Genomic DNA, 17,404 nt, shown 5'->3' on the forward strand with positions numbered 1-17,404 from the left:
CGCGGGTGTAACAGGTCGGTAGCACGTGAAGTGAAACGAACTTCTAGGCTGCCGCCTCATGGGTGTGGCCGAAGCTGACAGGATTCGCGCCCGAGGGCTGCGAGTGATCGTCGATCGTCCGTGGGCGGACCCGATGCTCGACGAGGCGGTCGCCGCGGTGAGCCGGAGGGTGTTCGAGGCCGGTCCGATCGCGATCGGCGCGGCCCGGGGCGATCCGGAGAGCCGGGCGCTCAGGATCGAGGCGCTGGCCAGGGCGGCCGTCGGCCACAGCCGTGCCATAGAGGCGCTGGCGGCCCGCGACCGGGCCAACCCCGACGTCTGGCTCTGGCTCGGGCGCACCCGCATCGAGGAAGCCTGGACGATCAAGCCGGACGTCAAGGCGCGGGCCGTGCAGGCGCAGCGCGTGCAGGCGTTCCAGGGGGCGATGGAGTCCGCCAGGATGCCGCTGTTCACCGCGGCGTCGCTCGCGCCGTCCGATCCGGTGCCCTGGGAGTCGATCATGTGGCTCTACCTCGGTCTCGACCGGCCGCGCCAGGAGAAGGACGCGGTCTGGTACGAGGCCGTTCGCCGTTATCCGACGCTGTTCCCGGCCAACGTGGCCCGGCTCATGACGTTGTCGCCCGCCTGGGGCGGCAGTGCCCAGGAGATGCTGGAGTTCGCCAGGCAGGCCATCTCGCGGGCGCCGGACGGAGACCCGATGGCGTCCCTGATACCGCTGGCCCACTTCGAGCGGGTGGCCGCCGAGCGGTCGCCGATGTCGCGGGGCGGCTGGTTCTCCGACGAGGCGCTGCGCGAGGTCGTCTCGCACTCGGGCCGCTGGCTGGGCCGGGACACCCATCCCCGCTCGGTCGAGGCGCACAACCTGTTCGGGGCCGCCTTCTACCTCGCCGACCTGCGGCGGCCCGCGCGCGGGCATCTGATGCGGACGGGCGGCAGGGTCAGCCGGTTGCCGTGGTCCTATCTCGGTGATCCCGCCCAGCAGTTCCAGCGGGCCTGCGGGCGGCTCCACCTCGTCGCGGCGTGAACCCGGCCGGGGTCCTCCGGAGTGCCGGGGACACGCCGCGTCCCGCACCCGGCACGCGCGCGGGATCCGCGGATCCCGCGGGATTCGCGGGAGAGGGACGCGGCCGAGATCACACCATGACGTCGAGTGTCCACGGGCGTCTGCCCGTGGGCGGCGCCCCGAGGGTGACGGAGTGGCCCAGATGATCCAGGACCTTGGCGAGCTCCTCGGGACTCCCCGGATCGACGCCCCCCTCCAGCAGGGAGCGGGCGATCACCCCGCGGGTGGCCTTGGCCATGTGGCTCACCACCTTCCCGTCCCTGAACACCCGTACCGCCACCGCCCGGCCGCCGGGCTGCCACGCCGCCGCGTACGTGCCGGAGCGCAGGTCCACGACCAGGCCGGGCTCGGCGTCGAGCAGCGGCGTGACCGACCGGCGCCAGAAGGCGCCCAGGCCGCCGAGAGGCGGCAGTCGCACCCCCATCGAGAGCCGGTACGGCGGCACGCGGTCGCCGGTCCGCAGCAGGCCCCAGAGGCCGGAGAAGATCAGCAGGCTCTCCGAGGCCCGCGCCGAGGCCTCGGGGGAGAGCGAGGCCAGGCCGAGGTTGTCGTAGAGCACGCCGGTGTACAGATCGGCCGCGGCCAGCGCGGGCGCGGTCCGCAGGAGCAGGTTCCCGCCGATCTCTCCGGCCTGCCCCGGCGACAGGCCGAGCACCTCCCGCGCGGCGGGTTTCCGGCACAGCGCGGTGAGCGCGTCCAGGACGATCTCCCTGGACGGGCCGAGGGCGGGAAAACTCAGTCCGGGCAGGTCGACGGCCGGGCCGTCGCCCCGCGCGGCCTTCCCCTCGGACGGAGGCAGCAGAATCAGCACAGTCGCCGAGCGTAGTGGGGCGATCGGGGAGTTAGGATCCTTCAGCATGATCGATGAGGTCTTCGACCGGCTGGTCGACCGGGCCTGGCCCGCGCTCCAGCGGGTGGACGCCGGGAGCTGGACGCTGCGCGCCGCGGACGGGGTGACCAAGCGGGCCAACTCCGTGCTGCCGCTGGGCGAGCCGGAGGATCTCCTGACGGGCATCGAGGGCGCCGAGAAGTTCTACGCCGACCGGGGCCTGCCCTGCGTCTTCTCGGTGGGAGGCGGCGCCACGCCGGGCCTGGACGCGGCGCTGGAGGCGCGCGGCTACCGGGTGGTGGACCCCACGCTGGTCATGACGGCACGTCTCGTGCCCGGAGAGCCCGGAGGGCGTGAAGAGGCGGGAGAGAAGGTCGAGCTCGCTGAGGCGCCCTCGCAGGCGTGGTTGGACGCCTGGTGGAGCGTGGACGGGAGGTTCGGGGGCGACGGTCTGGCGACGGCCGCGCGAATCCTCACCGGCGTGCCCGCCGTGTACGCCTCGCTCGGCCGGGAGGCCGTGGGACGGGGAGTGGTCCAGGGGGAGTGGTTCGGGATCTACTCCATGGCCGTGCTGCCGCACGCGCGACGTCGGGGTCATGGACGGGAGGTGTTGCGTGCCCTGCTCTCGCATGCGCGGGCGCAGGGCACACAGCGGGCATATTTAGTCGTAGTGGAGTCGAACACCGCTGCCAGGGCGCTCTACGAGCGGCAGGGCTTCACGGTGGCGGGCCGATATCACTATCGGGTCCGATGATGGCTCCATTCGTCTGGTTATCGTTCGTCGTTGCCTGCCGTTGCCGGGGCGTCGCTGAGACGAGCGGACTCGTCCTGGATGTTGGCGCCCTTGTCTCTCAGCACGGCCACGTGCTGCCGCCCGTGGTGGGCGCAGAACAGCAGCTCCCCACCTACGGGCAGGGTCGCGCGGATGTAAGCCTGGGCGCCGCACCGGTCACAGCGGTCAGCAGCTGTGAGCTGCTTGGCGGGGGCGAGGGTTCCAGTCACGTATCGCCTTTCAGGTCATCCCCTGAGGTGGAGGATCTGGCGTCAGTCACTTGAGAGAACATCTAACCCGATACGAACGTTCCCAACCGACCCCCTGCTACGCCCAGAGCGGAAAGTGTCCGAAAGTAACGATGATCACGCCGGATGTAACGCCTGTGCCCACCGGATGGCAAGCTTGTGCGCGTCGTGGTGGGAAGAACGGTAAGCTGCGCACACGTGTTCGACAGAGTGGGAGTGGGCGTGACCGCAGTTAGCGCGGAGACGGGTTATACGGCCCGCCACCTGTCGGTGCTGGAGGGTCTCGAAGCCGTCCGCAAGCGTCCAGGCATGTACATCGGGTCGACCGACAGCCGCGGTCTCATGCACTGCCTCTGGGAGATCGTCGACAACGGGGTCGACGAGGCCCTGGCGGGATACTGCGGCCGCATCGAGGTCGAGCTCCACCCCGACGGCTCCATCGAGGTCCGCGACGACGGGCGGGGCATCCCGGTCGACGTCGAGCCCAAGAGCGGCCTGGCGGGCGTGGAGCTCGTCTACACCAAGCTCCACGCGGGCGGGAAGTTCGGCGGCGGCTCCTACGGCGCCTCGGGCGGCCTGCACGGCGTCGGCGCCTCCGTCGTCAACGCCCTGTCCTCGCGGCTGGACGTCGAGGTCGACCGCGACGGCCGGATCCACGAGATCAGCTTCCGCAGGGGCGTCCCCGGGATCTTCGACGGCGACGGCCCCAAGGCCAAGTTCAAGAAGAAGTCCGGGCTGCGCGACGGCGGCGCCGTCGCGAAGAACGTCACCGGCACCCGCGTGCGCTTCTGGGTCGACCACCAGATCTTCCTGCCCGAGGCCGAGGTCTCCCTCGACGAGATCCACGTCCGCCTCCGCCAGACCGCGTTCCTGGTCCCCGGCCTCACCCTGGCCGTGCGCGACAGCCGCGGCGAGGAGCCCGTCGAGGAGGAGTTCCACTTCGACGGCGGCATCTCGGAGTTCACCGAGTTCCTCGCCCGCGACGAGGCCGTCTGCGAGGTGCTGCGCCTGCAGGGCTCCGGCCACTTCCACGAGACCGTCCCGGTCCTCGACGACCTGGGGCACATGACCCCGACCGAGGTCCAGCGGGAGCTCACCGTCGACGTGGCGGTGCGCTGGGGCAAGGGCTACGACAACACCGTCCGCTCCTTCGTCAACGTGATCGCCACCCCCAAGGGCGGCACCCACGTCAACGGCTTCGAGCGCGCCCTCGTCCGCACCCTGAACGAACAGCTGCGCGAGACCCGCCTGCTCAAGAACGGCGACGCCCCCGTGACCCGTGAGGACATCATGGAGGGCCTCACCGCCGTGGTGACCGTCCGGGTGCCCGAGCCGCAGTTCGAGGGCCAGACCAAGGAGGTCCTGGGCACCTCCGCGGCCTCCAGGATCGTCGCCCACGTCGTCTCGCGAGAGCTCAAGGAGCTGCTCGCCAACCCGTCGCGCAACGCCAAGGCGCAGCTCCGCGCGGTCCTGGAGAAGATCGTCGCGGCGGCCAAGGCCCGCATCGCCGCCCGGGAGCACCGCGACAACCAGCGCCGCAAGACCGCCCTGGAGAACTCGGCGCTCCCCGCCAAGCTGGTCGACTGCCGCAGCGACGAGGTCGACCGCAGCGAGCTGTTCATCGTCGAGGGCGACTCGGCGCTGGGCACCGCCCGCGCGGCCCGCAGCTCGGAGTTCCAGGCGCTGCTGCCGATCCGGGGCAAGATCCTGAACGTGCAGAAGGCGTCCGTCGCCGACATGCTCAAGAACGCCGAGTGCGCCGCGATCATCCAGGTCATCGGCGCGGGTTCCGGCCGGTCCTTCGACATCGAGGCCGCCCGCTACGGCAAGGTCATCCTGATGGCCGACGCCGACGTCGACGGGGCCCACATCCGCTGCCTCCTGCTCACCCTGTTCCACCGCTACATGAAGCCGATGGTCGAGGCCGGGCGCGTCTTCGCCGCCGTGCCGCCGCTGCACCGCATCGAGGTCATCAACCCCACGCGCGGTCACGGCAAGTACGTCTACTGCTACTCCGACGCCGAGCTGCAGCGGATGCTGCGCGACCTGGAGCGCCGGGGCAAGCGCTGGAAGGACCCGATCCAGCGCTACAAGGGCCTGGGCGAGATGGACGCCGACCAGCTGGCCGAGACGACCATGGAGCCCCGGCACCGCACCCTGCGCAGGGTCCGCATCGAGGACATCGAGGAGGCCGAGCGCATCTTCGCCCTCCTGATGGGCAGCGACGTGGCCCCGCGCCGGGAGTTCATCGTGAGCAGCGCGGCCGAGATCGACCGTGACCACATCGACGCGTGACCGCGACCGTCCCCGCCGGGTGATCCTCCCCGGCGCGGACGGCTGACGGCGGGCTCCGTGACACCGGCCGGCCTGGCGCGCTCCGGGGCCGAACGCCGGTGGACACGGCCGGGCGCGGGCCCGTGATCCGGCCCCGGCCGGGACCGGATCACGGAGACCGGAGCGCGGGGCTCAGATCTCGATCGGCGTCAGCTTGCCGGTGCGCACGTCGTAGACGGCACCGCCGACCGGCATCCCCACGGGCAGGAACGGGCTCGTCCTGATCCGTACGAGGTCATGGCGCAGTGCCGCGTCCTGGTCGGGGACGGTGTGGAAGTCCAGGCTGCGGGTGTCGACGCCGCGCCGGGCGGCGATCGCGTGCACCTCCTCGTCGGTGACCTTGTTCATGCCGCAGTCGGTGTGCGGCATGACCAGCACCCGCTCCACCCCCAGCAGGTTGACCGCCAGGACGAGCGTGCGCAGGACGTCGTCGGTGACCCGGGCCCCGGCGTTGCGGAGGATCTTGGCGTCCCCCGGTTTCAGGCCGAAGACCCCCAGCGGATCGATCCGCGAGTCCATGCAGGTGACCACGGCGAGGCCGCGCGCGGCCCTGCCGGTCAGTTCGGCGTTGGTGAAGGTGGCGGAGAACTCCTCGTTGGCGGCCAGCAGGTCGTCAAAAGCACTCACGTACGCATCCCTCGGTCGGAGCAGACAACGGACTAATAATGCTTCATGCCCGTTTTCACGATGTCGCCGGGGCTCGCCCGGTGACGACTTCACCAAGATCCCACCACCCCTTCTCGCTCTGGGTCATGATGTCGTCACCCAGAGTACGGAAGTGTGGAGAGGCTGATGAGCAGGACCGAATCGCTGGCCGACTATCTTCGTGACCAGGGCAGGCGCAAGCTCGACCGGGTCGAGGTCAGGGACGGGGGGCGCAACGCGCGCTCGGCGCTGGCCCTGCTCGACGCGGCGGTCTACACGCGGTCCCTCGAGGACGACGACCCGTTCGTGGCCGTTCTCGCGGAGGCGGGGTGTTTCGGCCCCCAGGGGACCGGCGCGTTCGAGCCGACGGACCGGGTCGCGAGGGTCGTCCGCTTCTGGGAGTCGGGTGAGCCCTGGCAACTGCTGATGGCGATCAGGTTCGCGCTGCAGGGCGCGCTCACCTGAGATTTCGGGTTTCCGGCCCGTCCGGGGGCGAGGCCGGGGCGGGTTCGCACCTTGGGATGCGTTCACCTGGGACCTCTGGTTTCGGCCTGCCCGGGGAAGGCGAGGCCGGGCGTAGCTCGTGGCGGCGGGGCGATTCGGTGCCCGCTCACCCGGGGGCCCTGGTTTCAGCCCGTCCGCCCGGGAAAGCGGACCCGGGTCGCGCCGTGGCGCCGGGCCGCAGGGCGCCCCGCGTGCGCCGGGCCGATCGGCGCGGCGGCCGTTGAGGCTCCCGGTGACACCGCCGTAGGATCTTCGTCGGTGCCGAGTTTGGGAGGAAGCATGGGAATCGCGCAGCTGAGGTCGATCGTCCTCGACTGTCCAGACCCCAAGCAACTGGCCGACTTCTACAGCGCGCTCCTGGGCTGGAAGGTCGCCAGCGTCGAGGACGACTGGGTGGTGGTCACCGGGGGCAGGCCCGGACGGCTCTGCTTCCAGCTGGTCCCCGACTACCGGCCGCCGGAGTGGCCCACCACCGAGCGGTCCCAGCAGTTCCACCTCGACCTGACGGTCGAGAACCTCGACGAGGCCGAGAAGGAGGCGCTGGCGCTGGGCGCGTCCAAGCATCCGTACCAGCCGGGCGAGAACGATGGTTTCCGGGTCTTTCTCGACCCCGCCGGGCACCCGTTCTGCCTGTGCGTCGACTGACCCTCCTGGGTGATCTCAGGGCCTTCCGGCGCCCCCGGGGGCTTCGTGCCGGCCGTCCGGCGACGGCCCCGGCGGGTGGCCGCCCCGCGTGAGGTCGGGGCCGTACGGCCGGAAGCCCCGCGAAGGGCCCTCGCGGCCCGCCGGCCGTCTCGGGTGATCTCAGAACGGAGCCCCGGGGCCCGCCGTCGTGGCGGGGGCCCCGGGGCTCCGTCGTGGACGGATGTCACCCCTCGGGGGCGGGAGCCGCCGAGACCTCCCCGCCGTCTCCGGCGCCGAGGGCGCCGCCCACGGCCGACACGGTGTGGGTGAGCCGTACGCCGGAGCCGTCACGGCGGCCCAGCTCCTCGGGCAGCGGCACGGGCTTGCCGACGGCCGAGACCGCGCGGGCCGGGCCGGGACCCGCCCAGGCGAGCAGCAGGACGTCCTCGCCCTTGAGGAACCGCTGGACGCGGACCCCGCCGGTGCCCCGGCCCTTCGGCGGGTATTCGGCGAAGTCGGAGATCTTGGCGCCGCCGATCTGGGTGCCGGGCAGCGCCGTCGAGGAACCGGCGATGGTCACGACCTGCGACTCGCGGGCCGGGTCGACCGCGCCGAACCAGATCACCACGGCGTCGCCGTCGAGCCGCACACCGGCCATGCCGCCCGCGGGACGGCCCTGCGGGCGGACGACGGAGGCGGAGTAACGCAGCAGCTGGGCCTCGGAGGTGATGAAGACGAGGTCGTGCTCCTCGCTCTCCAGCTCCACCGCGCCCACCACCGCGTCGCCGTCCTTGAGGGTGATCACCTCGAAGTCGTCGCGGTTGGCCGGGTAGTCGGGGACGACCCGCTTGACCACCCCCTGCGCCGTGCCCAGCGCCAGGCCGGGCCCGTCGGGATCGAGCGAGCCGATGCCGACGACCGTCTCGCCCGGGTTGAACGTGACGTACTCCGCGACCGGGTGGCCGCCGGACAGCGACGGCGGGTTGGCCGAGCGGGGCAGCGTGGGCAGGTCGACCACCTGGACCCGGATCATCCGCCCCTGGTTGGTGACCACGCCCACCTCGCCCCTGACCGTGCTCCGCACGGCGGAGACCAGCACGTCGTGGGCCGAGCGGTCGCCCTCACCGGCCAGCGGCGAGGCGTCGAAGGTGCGGGCCAGCAGGCCGGTGGAGGAGAACAGCACCAGGCAGGGGTCGTCGGCCACCTCCAGGGGGACCGAGACGTTTCTCGCGACCCCCGAGGACTCCAGCAGCACCGTGCGGCGCGGGGTGCCGAAGGTCTTGGAGACCTGGGCGAGCTCGTCGGAGACGACCTTGCGGAGCCTGTCGTCGGAGGACAGGATCGCGGTCAGCTCGGCGATCTCGTCGCGCAGGGTCTGGCTCTCGCGGTCGAGCTCCAGCTTGTCGTAGCGGGTCAGGCGGCGCAGCGGGGTGTCGAGGATGTAGTTGGCCTGGATCTCCGACAGCTCGAAGACCTCCGTCAGGCGCTCGCGGGCCTGGGCGGAGTTGTCGGAGGAGCGGATGACCTGGATGACCTCGTCGATGTTGAGCAGGGCGACGACGAGACCCTCGACGAGGTGCAGCCGCTCCTCGCGCCTGCGCCTGCGGTACAGCGAGCGGCGGCGGACCACGTCGATGCGGTGGTCGACGTAGACCTGGAGCAGCTCGCGCAGGCCCAGCGTGCGCGGCTCGCCGTCGACCAGGGCGACGTTGTTGATGCCGAAGGTCTCCTCCATCGGCGTGAGCCGGTAGAGCTCCTCCAGCACGGCCTCGGGGATGAAGCCGTTCTTGATCTCGATGACCAGGCTGAGGCCCTTGTGCCGGTCGCTGAGGTCCTTGAGGTCGGAGATGCCCTGGAGCTTCTTGGCGGTGACCAGCTCCCGGATCTTGGTGACCACGCGCTCGGGGCCGACGTTGAAGGGCAGCTCGGTGACGACGATGCCCTTGCGGCGCGGGCTGACCTGCTCGACGGCGCACTTGGCGCGCATCCGGAAGGTGCCCCGGCCCTTGGCGTACGCGTCGCGGATGCCGTCGAGGCCGATGATCGTGCCGCCGGTGGGCAGGTCGGGGCCGGGGACGAACCGCATCAGGTCGTCGAGCGTCGCGTCGGGCTTCTTGATCAGATGGCGGGCGGCGGCGACGACCTCGACGAGGTTGTGCGGCGCCATGTTGGTGGCCATCCCGACCGCGATGCCGGTGGCACCGTTGACCAGCAGGTTGGGGAAGGCCGACGGCATGACCGTGGGCTCGGTCTCCTGGCCGTCGTAGTTGGGCTTGAAGTCGACCGTGTCCTCGTCGATCGACTGGACCACGGCCATCGCCGCCGAGGCCAGCCTGGCCTCGGTGTAACGCATCGCGGCGGGCAGGTCGTCGGGTGAGCCGAAGTTGCCGTGCCCGTCGATGAGCGGCAGGCGCATCGAGAACGGCTGGGCCATGCGGACCAGCGCGTCGTAGATGGCGGTGTCGCCGTGCGGGTGGAGCTTGCCCATCACGTCGCCGACGACGCGCGACGACTTGACGTGGCCCCGGTCGGGCCGCAGGCCCATCTCGCTCATCGAGTAGAGGATGCGGCGCTGGACCGGTTTGAGGCCGTCCCTGGCGTCGGGCAGCGCACGCTGGTAGATCACCGAATATGCGTATTCGAGGAAGCTGGTGCGCATCTCGGTGGAAACGTCGATGTCGACGATCCGCTCCTCGAAGCCCTCGTCGGTCGGGGGTGTGGTCGTCCGTCGAGCCATCTGATTTCCTGCGCGCGCGCCCGGCCGTCAGGCCGGGGGGAGGCGCATCCTCCTTCTGTCTTCGTGGTCCAACCGTTGGCGCGGGCTCCCCGGGGAGCCTTGGCCGGAATGTCCGGCGGGAGACCGGTGACGGGGGCGACCGGGCATCATACCGAGACTCGATACCATACCCAGCCCATCCGACACTTCCGGGCCTTCCCCGGCCTGCCCGGGGCTGCTAGGGCCGTTCCGGCGCGGCGCCGAGGGCGGCGGGGGCGCCGGGGAGGGCACGGGTCCGGGGGCCCGCGCCCGGCCAGGGGCCGGGGGTCTCGCCCTCGTGCTCGTCGCCGGGCACGTTCACCCTGGTGTCGTAGACCCTGAAGCCGCGCGCCCTGTAGTTGGCGAGCGCCACCGGGCTGTCGAGGGAGCAGGTGTGCAGCCACACCCGCCGGGTCGGCTCCCGCTCCGGCTGCCGGTCGGCCAGGTCCCAGGCCCTGGCGGCGCCGATCTCCAGCAGGTGACCGCCGACGCCCCTGCCGATCGCCCACGCCAGGAGGCCGAAGGAGGTGATCTCGACGGCCCCGTCGTCCTGGGGGTCGAGCTCGACGAAGCCCGCGGGGGTGCCGCGGTGGTAGGCCACCCAGGTCTCCACGCCTCCGGCCAGCCAGTCGGCCCACTCGTCCCAGGTCCACGGCAGCTTGTTGGTCCAGTGCCAGTCTCCGCCGACGGCCGTGGTGAGGAACCGGCTGAACTCGGGCGAGGGCAGCTCGGCGCGCACGACGTCGACCTCGACCGACGGAGGCTTGGCGGGCAGCAGGTCCGAGCGTGAGGTCTGTTCGAGGTACCAGGTGGTGACGTCCATAGTGGATGCATCAAATCACGGCTCGGAGCCCGTCAGGTCCGCAGCTCCGGGCGCCACGGGTCCGGTGGCGCCGGTGAGACGGGCCGCAGCCCCTTGACGGCCCCCCGATGGCACCGCACGAAGCCCCTCCGCGCACCCTCCGGGCACTCTCGCGCACCCTCCGGGCACCCTCCGCGCATCCGCCGGGCGCACGGAACCACGCCGATCACCCCCTCGGCTCCGTCCGGTACGGCGCGTGCGCCGGGCCCCGGGAAGCCCGCCGGTCGCTTTCCCCGGGCTCCCCTCGCCCCCGTCCGGTACGGCGTGCGCAAGGGCCCCGCGTCCCCCTCGGACACGGCATGTGCCGCCCGTGTATGCCGTACCGGGGAAAAACAGTCGGCGAGACCTGGTACCAATGACCGGGTGAGCGAAGAGCTGATGCTGCGCGAAGAGGCCGAGGAGCGGCTGCGGGCGCTCGCCGGGGAGCACGCCCGGTTGCGCGAGGACCAGTGGGCCGCCATCAAGGCGCTGGTCATGGACCGGCGCCGGGTGCTCGTGGTGCAGCGCACCGGCTGGGGCAAGTCGGCGGTCTACTTCATCGCCACCGCGCTCCTGCGCGAGCTGGGCGAGGGGCCGACCGTGATCGTGTCGCCGCTGCTGGCCCTGATGCGCAACCAGATCGCCGCCGCCGAGCGCGCCGGGATCACCGCGGTCACGGTCAACTCGGCCAACCCCGAGGAGTGGGAGCAGGTCTACAACCAGGTCGCCGAGGGCGAGGTCGACGTGCTGCTCGTCAGCCCCGAGCGGCTCAACAACCCTGACTTCCGCGACCACGTGCTGCCCGAGCTCGCCGAGAGCGCGGGCCTGATCGTGGTCGACGAGGCTCACTGCATCTCCGACTGGGGCCACGACTTCCGCCCCGACTACCGGCGGCTGCGCACGATGTTCGAGGAGCTCACCGAGGGCGTGCCGATCCTCGCGACCACCGCCACGGCCAACGCCAGGGTCACCCGCGACGTCGCCGAGCAGATGGGCGAGGAGACGCTCGTGCTGCGCGGCGCGCTGGAGCGCGACAGCCTCCACCTCGGGGTCGTGCGCCTGCGTGGCGCCGAGCAGCGGCTGGCCTGGCTCGCCCAGGCGCTGCACGAGCTCCCCGGCTCCGGCATCGTCTACACGCTCACCGTGGCCGCCGCCCAGGAGATCGCCGCCTACCTGCGCGAGCAGGGCCACGAGGTGATCGCCTACTCCGGGCAGACCGAGCAGGCCGAGCGGCTCGCCGCCGAGCAGGCGCTGCTCGACAACAAGATCAAGGCACTGGTCGCGACCTCCGCGCTCGGCATGGGCTACGACAAGCCCGACCTCGGCTTCGTGGTGCACGTCGGCGCCCCCCAGTCCCCGGTGGCCTACTACCAGCAGGTCGGCCGCGCGGGCCGAGGGGTCGAGCGGGCCGAGGTGATCCTGCTGCCCGGCGCCGAGGACCGCGACATCTGGGCCTACTTCGCCTCGCTGGCCTTCCCGCCCGAGCCCGTCGTGCGCACCGTGCTGGCCGCGCTGGAGGAGGGCGGCGTGATGTCCACGGCCGCCCTGGAGAACCGGGTGGACCTCAGCCGGAGCCGCCTGGAGACCATGCTGAAGGTCCTCGACGTCGACGGCGCGGTGCACCGGGTCAAGGGCGGCTGGGAGTCAACCGGCGAGCCCTGGGCGTACGACGCCCCGCGCTACGCCAGGGTCGCCGCCGAGCGCGAGGCCGAGCAGCGGGCCATGCTCGACTACCTCGACACCACCGGCTGCCGCGAGGAGTTCCTGCGCCGCCGCCTCGACGACGACACCGCCTCCCCCTGCGGGCGCTGCGACAACTGCACCGGCGTCCACCGCTCGCCCGAGGTGGACGAGGGGGCCGTACGGTCGGCTGCCGACCGGCTCCAGCGGCCCGGGGTGGACATCGAGGCCCGCAGGCAGTGGCCGACCGGGCTGGCCGACCTCAAAGGCCGGATCAAGCCGGAGCTGGGCGCCGAGCCGGGGAGGGTGCTGGGCAGGCTCACCGACATCGGCTGGGGCAACCGGCTGCGCGGCCTCCTCGCCGACGGCGCCCCCGACGGGCCGGTCCCCGACGACGTCTTCGCCGCCGTGATCAAGGTGCTGTCGTCCTGGGAGTGGGCCCAGCGCCCGGTCGGCGTCGTCGCGGTGCCTTCGAGCGGCCGCCCCCAGCTCGTCCGCAGCCTGGCCGAGCGGCTCGCCCAGGTGGGGCGCCTGTCCTACCTGGGCGATCTCGGCTACCGGTCGGGCCCGCCGGGGCGGCAGTTCAACAGCGCGCAGCGCGTCCAGGCGATCAGGGGCACCCTCGCCATGCCCGCCGCCCTGGGCCCGGCCGTCGCCGGGGCCGGTGGCCCGGTCCTGCTGGTCGACGACCTGGTCGACACCGGCTGGACGATGACGCTGGGAGCCGCGATGCTCCGCCACGCCGGGGCCCCGGCCGTGCTGCCCCTCGCCCTCGCGGTCACCAGCTAGGGGCCGGTCGGGCGCCCGACGTACCGGTCGGGTGCCCGACGGGAGCCCGGTCAGGAGGAGGCGTGGCTCCCAGGAGCGCGCGGTCTCCAGGAAGGGACGCGGTCCTCGGAAATGCGTGATTCTCAAGGAGGCGCCGCTCCCAGGAGGGCGCGGCCTTCGGGAGAAGGCGGCCTCAGGAAGGCGCGAGCCCAGGCGGGCGCCCCTCAGGAAAGCCCGAGGCCGACGTAGTCGTAGTCGGAGAAGGCGTGGCTGACGTGCACGTTCGTCAGGCGCTTGCCGCGGAGCAGGACGCGGGTGTCCCACTGGACGGGCAGCACGACGGCCTGCTCCATGACCGTGCGGTCGACCCGCGCCCACAACTCCTCGCGCCGGCCGGGGTCGAGCTCGGCGCCCGCCTGGTCGATGAGATAGTCGGCCTCGGGCAGGCGCACGCTCACGTTGAACGACAGGCCGTCCTCCAGGATCTCCCGGCTGTCGGCCAGGTACGGCAGGTAGCTGCCGCCCTCCGGCCAGTCGGCGGTCCAGGCCCGGATGGACAGGCCGATCTTCTCCTTCCTCAGGAAGGAGGGGCTGCCGCCGTGCTGGGCCGTGTGGTCGGCCTGGGACATGCCCCTGAGCGTGAGCCGGATCCCGACGCGTCCCAGGGCCGTCCTCAGCGCCTCGGCGGCCTTGCGCTCGGCGGGCTGCGCGGCCCGGAAGACGATCGTGGCCGCGAAGCCGCCGGGCCGCCCGCACGCGGCCAGCTGCCCGCGAGCCCCGGCCACGTCGCCCTTGCCGGTCTGGTACAGGTTTAGCGGGCGGTGCCCGGAGATGGTCGGCGGGAGCAGCCCGGTGGCGATCGTGCCCGCGCGCAGGCCGCGTCCGTAGGCGTCGCGCAGGGCCTCCCGGTCCGCCGCGGCGAACACGGCCCTGCGGCAGGCCACGTTGTCGAAGGGCAGCACCTGCGGGTTGATCGCGACGTACCGCAGCCATCCGATCGTGGGCGCGTCGGCCCGCGCCCTGAGCGCGGGGTCGGCCGCGATCCGCTCGGGCAGGTTCGCGCTCGCGCCCGAGTCGAGGTCCAGGTCGAGGTCGCCGGAGACGAGGCCCTTGTCGACGGCGTCCTGCTTCATGGCGAAGGTGATCTCGTAGCGGTCGGGCAGCGCCCGGCGGTTCGGGTCGGCCGCCGCGGACCAGTGGGGGTTGCGGACCAGGACGAGCCGTTTGCCCGGCTCCGCGCTCTCGAACCTGTAGGGACCCGAGGAGAGCACGCGCTTCTCGTACGCCGCGCCGGTGTCCTTCGCCTCGGGGACCGGCATGGTCTGGGGGACCTGGGCGACGTGGTCGAACGCCCCGTGGGGTTTCCTGAGGTGGAACACGACGGTCCGGTCGTCCGGGGTCCGGATCGCCCCGTCGGTGTCGGCCTTCGGCGACGCGAAGTAGCCCCGGTAGCCCGAGGGCAGGTTCAGCAGCTGCTCGAAGTGGTACGGGCCCCGGCTGAGCGTGTCCTTGCCGATCGCGCGGAGCACCGCGTGCTTGACGTCCGCGGCGACGATCGGCGTGCCGTTCTCGTACTTCAGGCCCTCCCTGAGCCGGTACGTCCACGTCCTGCCCCCGTCGCTGGGCACGCCGAGGCCCTCCGCCAGGTCGCCCACGAGTTCCCGGCCCCCGGCGCCGGGGACGGGCCGGTACATCGTCAGCGAGCGCCCGTAGAGCCGCGCGACGTTCCACAGCGACGGGTAGTAGGTGTTGCCCGGGTCGAAGGAGTCGGCGACGAAGCCCGCGCCGAACCGCATCGTGCCGCCCTTGCGCGCCGATGGGTTGACGACCGAGGCCGAGGCGGCGTCGAAGCCGGTCGGCGCGGGTTTCGGCGTCACCCGCGGGACGGCGGCGGGCTCGCCGGACGGCAGGACCAGCCAGGTGGCGACGCCCAGCACGCAGGCGGCCCCCAGGGTCACGAGGACGGCGAGGATCCGGGGACGCCCGGCCGTACCGGCGAGGCGGGCGAGGTGGGTGAACCGGGCGAACCGGCCGGGTGACGGCGAGGAGAACCCGGTGGAGGGCGTCGCGGGGGACGATTCCCGCGAAGGCGCGGGAGACGGTTTCCGGGAAGACGAGGGAGACGATTCCCGGGGAGACACGGAGGGCGATTCCCGGGAGGGCGCGTAGGGCGGTTTCCGGGAGGGCGCGGAGGACGACGAAGGCGCGGAGGGTGGGGCGGGGGATCGGGCGGGGACCGGTGCGCGGCCGGGCAGGGGAGCCGGTGCCGGGAACGCGGCGGAGGACCCCGGCGCGCGGCGCGGAGGGGGAGCCGTTGCCGGTGCCGGACCCCCGGCGGAGGGCTCCGGCGCGGAGGATCCCGGCGCGGGGGGAGGGAACGTTCCCGAGGCCGGCGCGGGACCTCCGGACGCGTTCAGCAGCATGTCCAGCACGTCGGCCGAGCCGGGCCGGGACCGGGGGTCCTTGGTGAGGGCGGCGTCCAGCAGCGGGCGCAGCGACTCCGGCACCCCGGACAGGTCGGGTTCGGCGACGAGGATGCGGCGCATCACCACGGCCAGGTTGCCCAGCCCGAACGGCGGCCGCCCGGTCGCCGCGAACACCATGGTCCCCGCCCAGGCGAACACGTCGCCCGCCGGTCCGACCTCCTGCTCGTGGAACTGCTCGGGCGCCATGTAGGCGGGCGTGCCGACCAGGTCCGTGGTCAGGCTGTACGCGGAGTCCAGCGCTTTGGCGATGCCGAAGTCGATGACGCGGGGACCGTCGGGCCCGAGCAGGACGTTGCTGGGCTTGAGGTCGCGGTGCACGATCCCGGCGCGGTGGATCGCGGACAGCGCGGTGGCGGTGGCGACGGCCAGCCTGAACAGCGCGTACTCCTCGCGCGGGCCCTCCCGGGACACCACCTGCTGCAGCGACTCGCCGTCGACGTACTCGCTCAGGATGTACGGCCGGTCGCCGGTGGCGTCGGCCTGCAGCACCCGGGCGGTGCAGAACGGGGCGACCCGCCGGGCGGCGTCGGCCTCCCGCTGGAAGCGCCGCTTGGCGTGCGCGTCGTCGGAGAGCCTGGCGTGCAGCACCTTGAGCGCGACGCGTTCTCCCGAGGGCGTGCGCGCCAGGTAGACCACGCCCTGGCCGCCCTCGCCGAGGAATCCGACCAGCAGGTGCGGGCCGATCCGCTCCGGGTCACCCGGCCGCAGGGGGCGGGGCTCCGGCATGCGTCACTCCAGGGGGTCGCCGCGAACATGGTCCGGCCACAGTATTGGATCCCCGGCAGGAGCGGAAAATCCGGAAACACCCTTCGAGGGGGGTTCAGAGGCGGGGCCGGGCGCCCAGGTGCGAGATGGCCCGGGAGGCGAGGTGGCAGCCGGAGGCGAGGGCCTCGGCCGGGGGCTTGCCGCCGAGCCAGGCGGGCAGGAAACCGGCGGTGAAGGCGTCACCGGCACCGGTGCCGTCGACCACGCGCTCCACCGGCTCGGAGGGGACCCTGATCGGGTCGGGGCGGTTGTTGGCGTACCAGAGCGCGCCCTCGTCGCGGAGCTTCACGACGACCTGCGGGAACCAGGCGGTGAGGACCTTGGCCGCGGCGCCGGGGTCGTCGCGGCCGGTGAGGACCTTGGCCTGGTCGGCGTTGGCGAACAGCAGCTTGGCGCTCTGCGTCCACTCCAGGAAGGGCTCGGCGCCGGTGCGCTCCAGCGGCGCGGAGGAGGAGCAGTCGACCGAGACGGACATCCCCGAGCGGCGGGCCATCTCCAGGGCGGCCATGCCGGCGTCGCGGGAACCCTCGTTGATGAGGGTGTAGCCGGACAGGTGCAGGTGCCCGCCCTGGGAGAACAGGTCGCGGGGCAGGTCCTCGGGGGACAGGGCCGCGTTCGCGCCGGGGTCGGACAGCATGGTGCGCTCGCCCTTGTGGGTGACGAGCACCACGCAGGTGCCGGTCGGGCGCTCGGGGTCCATGACGAGGCGGGCGTCGACGCCGTAGCCCATCAATTCCATGTCGCGGTTACGGCCCGTGATGTCGGCGCCGCGCCGCCCGATGAAGGCGACCTCGGTGCCCTCGACGGCGAGCCAGGAGGCGATGTTGGCACCCGAACCACCGCCGTGCATGGTGACGATCGCCGGTGTGTCGCTGGCCCTGGCCAGCGGGTAGCGAGCCCGCGCGACCGCGTCGGTCATGAGATCGCCCACCACGACCACCCGCGTCATGATGTCACCACCTTGCTGCCTTCGATGCCGACGTGCCTCTAGACATGCTTCAAGCCATACCTCTGGTCGTGCCTCTAACCGCGAAAAACTTAACAGCTTCCGGCCAGCGTATGGGGTCTTGACCGGACACCGGACCAGAGT

Annotated in this window: 13 protein-coding genes; 6 read left to right on the top strand and 7 right to left on the bottom strand. The window is 72.3% G+C overall.

Annotation, left to right across the window (positions count from 1 at the left end; genetic code table 11):
• The first annotated feature begins 103 nt into the window (after nt 1–103).
• On the top strand, nt 104–1,024 hold the full coding sequence (locus ABT053_RS35635) for a hypothetical protein (protein ID WP_350975286.1): 921 nt from the start codon (nt 104–106) through the stop codon (nt 1,022–1,024).
• Nucleotides 1,025–1,133: 109 nt separating this feature from the next.
• Here the strand turns inward: ABT053_RS35635 and ABT053_RS35640 are convergent, their stop codons facing one another.
• The gene (locus ABT053_RS35640; protein WP_350975287.1) at nt 1,134–1,874 is read right to left on the bottom strand and encodes a YaaA family protein; all 741 of its coding nucleotides are present in this window, start codon (nt 1,872–1,874) and stop codon (nt 1,134–1,136) included.
• Between the two features lie 46 nt (nt 1,875–1,920).
• Between ABT053_RS35640 and ABT053_RS35645 the strand changes: the two genes are divergently transcribed.
• Nucleotides 1,921–2,646 carry a GNAT family N-acetyltransferase gene (locus ABT053_RS35645; protein WP_350975289.1) on the top strand — a complete coding sequence of 242 codons (726 nt, stop codon included), beginning with the start codon at nt 1,921–1,923 and terminating at the stop codon, nt 2,644–2,646.
• A 17-nt stretch (nt 2,647–2,663) separates the two neighbouring features.
• On the opposite strand, the gene ABT053_RS35650 is transcribed toward ABT053_RS35645, so the two are convergent.
• Nucleotides 2,664–2,894: a DUF7455 domain-containing protein gene (locus ABT053_RS35650; protein ID WP_030920243.1), complete on the bottom strand. Its 231-nt coding sequence runs from the start codon at nt 2,892–2,894 to the stop codon at nt 2,664–2,666.
• A 240-nt stretch (nt 2,895–3,134) separates the two neighbouring features.
• Here ABT053_RS35650 and ABT053_RS35655 point away from each other — a divergent pair, with 240 nt between their 5' ends.
• On the top strand, nt 3,135–5,207 hold the full coding sequence (locus ABT053_RS35655) for a DNA gyrase/topoisomerase IV subunit B (RefSeq protein WP_350975291.1): 2,073 nt from the start codon (nt 3,135–3,137) through the stop codon (nt 5,205–5,207).
• 171 nt (nt 5,208–5,378) lie between these two features.
• On the opposite strand, the gene ABT053_RS35660 is transcribed toward ABT053_RS35655, so the two are convergent.
• Nucleotides 5,379–5,873, bottom strand: coding sequence for a beta-class carbonic anhydrase (locus ABT053_RS35660; RefSeq protein WP_350975292.1), 495 nt, complete (start codon nt 5,871–5,873; stop codon nt 5,379–5,381).
• Between the two features lie 165 nt (nt 5,874–6,038).
• Here ABT053_RS35660 and ABT053_RS35665 point away from each other — a divergent pair, with 165 nt between their 5' ends.
• Together ABT053_RS35665 and ABT053_RS35670 are read left to right on the top strand one after the other, a co-directional pair.
• A complete protein-coding gene (locus ABT053_RS35665; protein ID WP_350975294.1) occupies nt 6,039–6,356 on the top strand; it encodes a hypothetical protein in 318 nt (105 codons plus the stop codon).
• Nucleotides 6,357–6,674: 318 nt separating this feature from the next.
• A complete protein-coding gene (locus ABT053_RS35670) occupies nt 6,675–7,040 on the top strand; it encodes a VOC family protein (protein ID WP_350975295.1) in 366 nt (121 codons plus the stop codon).
• A 223-nt stretch (nt 7,041–7,263) separates the two neighbouring features.
• Here ABT053_RS35670 and ABT053_RS35675 read toward each other — a convergent pair whose 3' ends face one another.
• Nucleotides 7,264–9,756: a DNA gyrase/topoisomerase IV subunit A gene (locus tag ABT053_RS35675; protein WP_350975297.1), complete on the bottom strand. Its 2,493-nt coding sequence runs from the start codon at nt 9,754–9,756 to the stop codon at nt 7,264–7,266.
• 217 nt (nt 9,757–9,973) lie between these two features.
• A complete protein-coding gene (locus ABT053_RS35680; RefSeq protein ID WP_350975299.1) occupies nt 9,974–10,597 on the bottom strand; it encodes a GNAT family N-acetyltransferase in 624 nt (207 codons plus the stop codon).
• Nucleotides 10,598–11,014: 417 nt separating this feature from the next.
• Here ABT053_RS35680 and ABT053_RS35685 point away from each other — a divergent pair, with 417 nt between their 5' ends.
• Complete coding sequence (locus ABT053_RS35685; protein ID WP_350975357.1) at nt 11,015–13,084, top strand: RecQ family ATP-dependent DNA helicase; 2,070 nt, start codon at nt 11,015–11,017, stop codon at nt 13,082–13,084.
• Nucleotides 13,085–13,287: 203 nt separating this feature from the next.
• On the opposite strand, the gene ABT053_RS35690 is transcribed toward ABT053_RS35685, so the two are convergent.
• Together ABT053_RS35690 and ABT053_RS35695 are read right to left on the bottom strand one after the other, a co-directional pair.
• Nucleotides 13,288–16,275: an ABC transporter substrate-binding protein gene (locus ABT053_RS35690; RefSeq protein WP_350975300.1), complete on the bottom strand. Its 2,988-nt coding sequence runs from the start codon at nt 16,273–16,275 to the stop codon at nt 13,288–13,290.
• 94 nt (nt 16,276–16,369) lie between these two features.
• Complete coding sequence (locus ABT053_RS35695) at nt 16,370–17,263, bottom strand: carbohydrate kinase family protein (RefSeq protein WP_350975301.1); 894 nt, start codon at nt 17,261–17,263, stop codon at nt 16,370–16,372.
• Nucleotides 17,264–17,404: the final 141 nt, after the last annotated feature.

The sequence above is a fragment of the Streptosporangium sp. NPDC002524 genome, assembly GCF_040295985.1.
In the GTDB taxonomy this organism is placed as follows: domain Bacteria; phylum Actinomycetota; class Actinomycetes; order Streptosporangiales; family Streptosporangiaceae; genus Streptosporangium.

What these genes read in the sequence shown, in the direction of transcription:
- ABT053_RS35645 (WP_350975289.1), top strand. Translation starts at nt 1,921, where the DNA reads ATGATCGATGAGGTCTTCGACCGGCTGGTCGACCGGGCCTGGCCCGCG.
- ABT053_RS35665 (WP_350975294.1), top strand. Translation starts at nt 6,039, where the DNA reads ATGAGCAGGACCGAATCGCTGGCCGACTATCTTCGTGACCAGGGCAGG.
- ABT053_RS35670 (WP_350975295.1), top strand. Translation starts at nt 6,675, where the DNA reads ATGGGAATCGCGCAGCTGAGGTCGATCGTCCTCGACTGTCCAGACCCC.
- ABT053_RS35675 (WP_350975297.1), bottom strand. Translation starts at nt 9,756, where the DNA reads ATGGCTCGACGGACGACCACACCCCCGACCGACGAGGGCTTCGAGGAG.
- ABT053_RS35680 (WP_350975299.1), bottom strand. Translation starts at nt 10,597, where the DNA reads ATGGACGTCACCACCTGGTACCTCGAACAGACCTCACGCTCGGACCTG.
- ABT053_RS35685 (WP_350975357.1), top strand. Translation starts at nt 11,015, where the DNA reads ATGCTGCGCGAAGAGGCCGAGGAGCGGCTGCGGGCGCTCGCCGGGGAG.
- ABT053_RS35690 (WP_350975300.1), bottom strand. Translation starts at nt 16,275, where the DNA reads ATGCCGGAGCCCCGCCCCCTGCGGCCGGGTGACCCGGAGCGGATCGGC.
- ABT053_RS35695 (WP_350975301.1), bottom strand. Translation starts at nt 17,263, where the DNA reads ATGACGCGGGTGGTCGTGGTGGGCGATCTCATGACCGACGCGGTCGCG.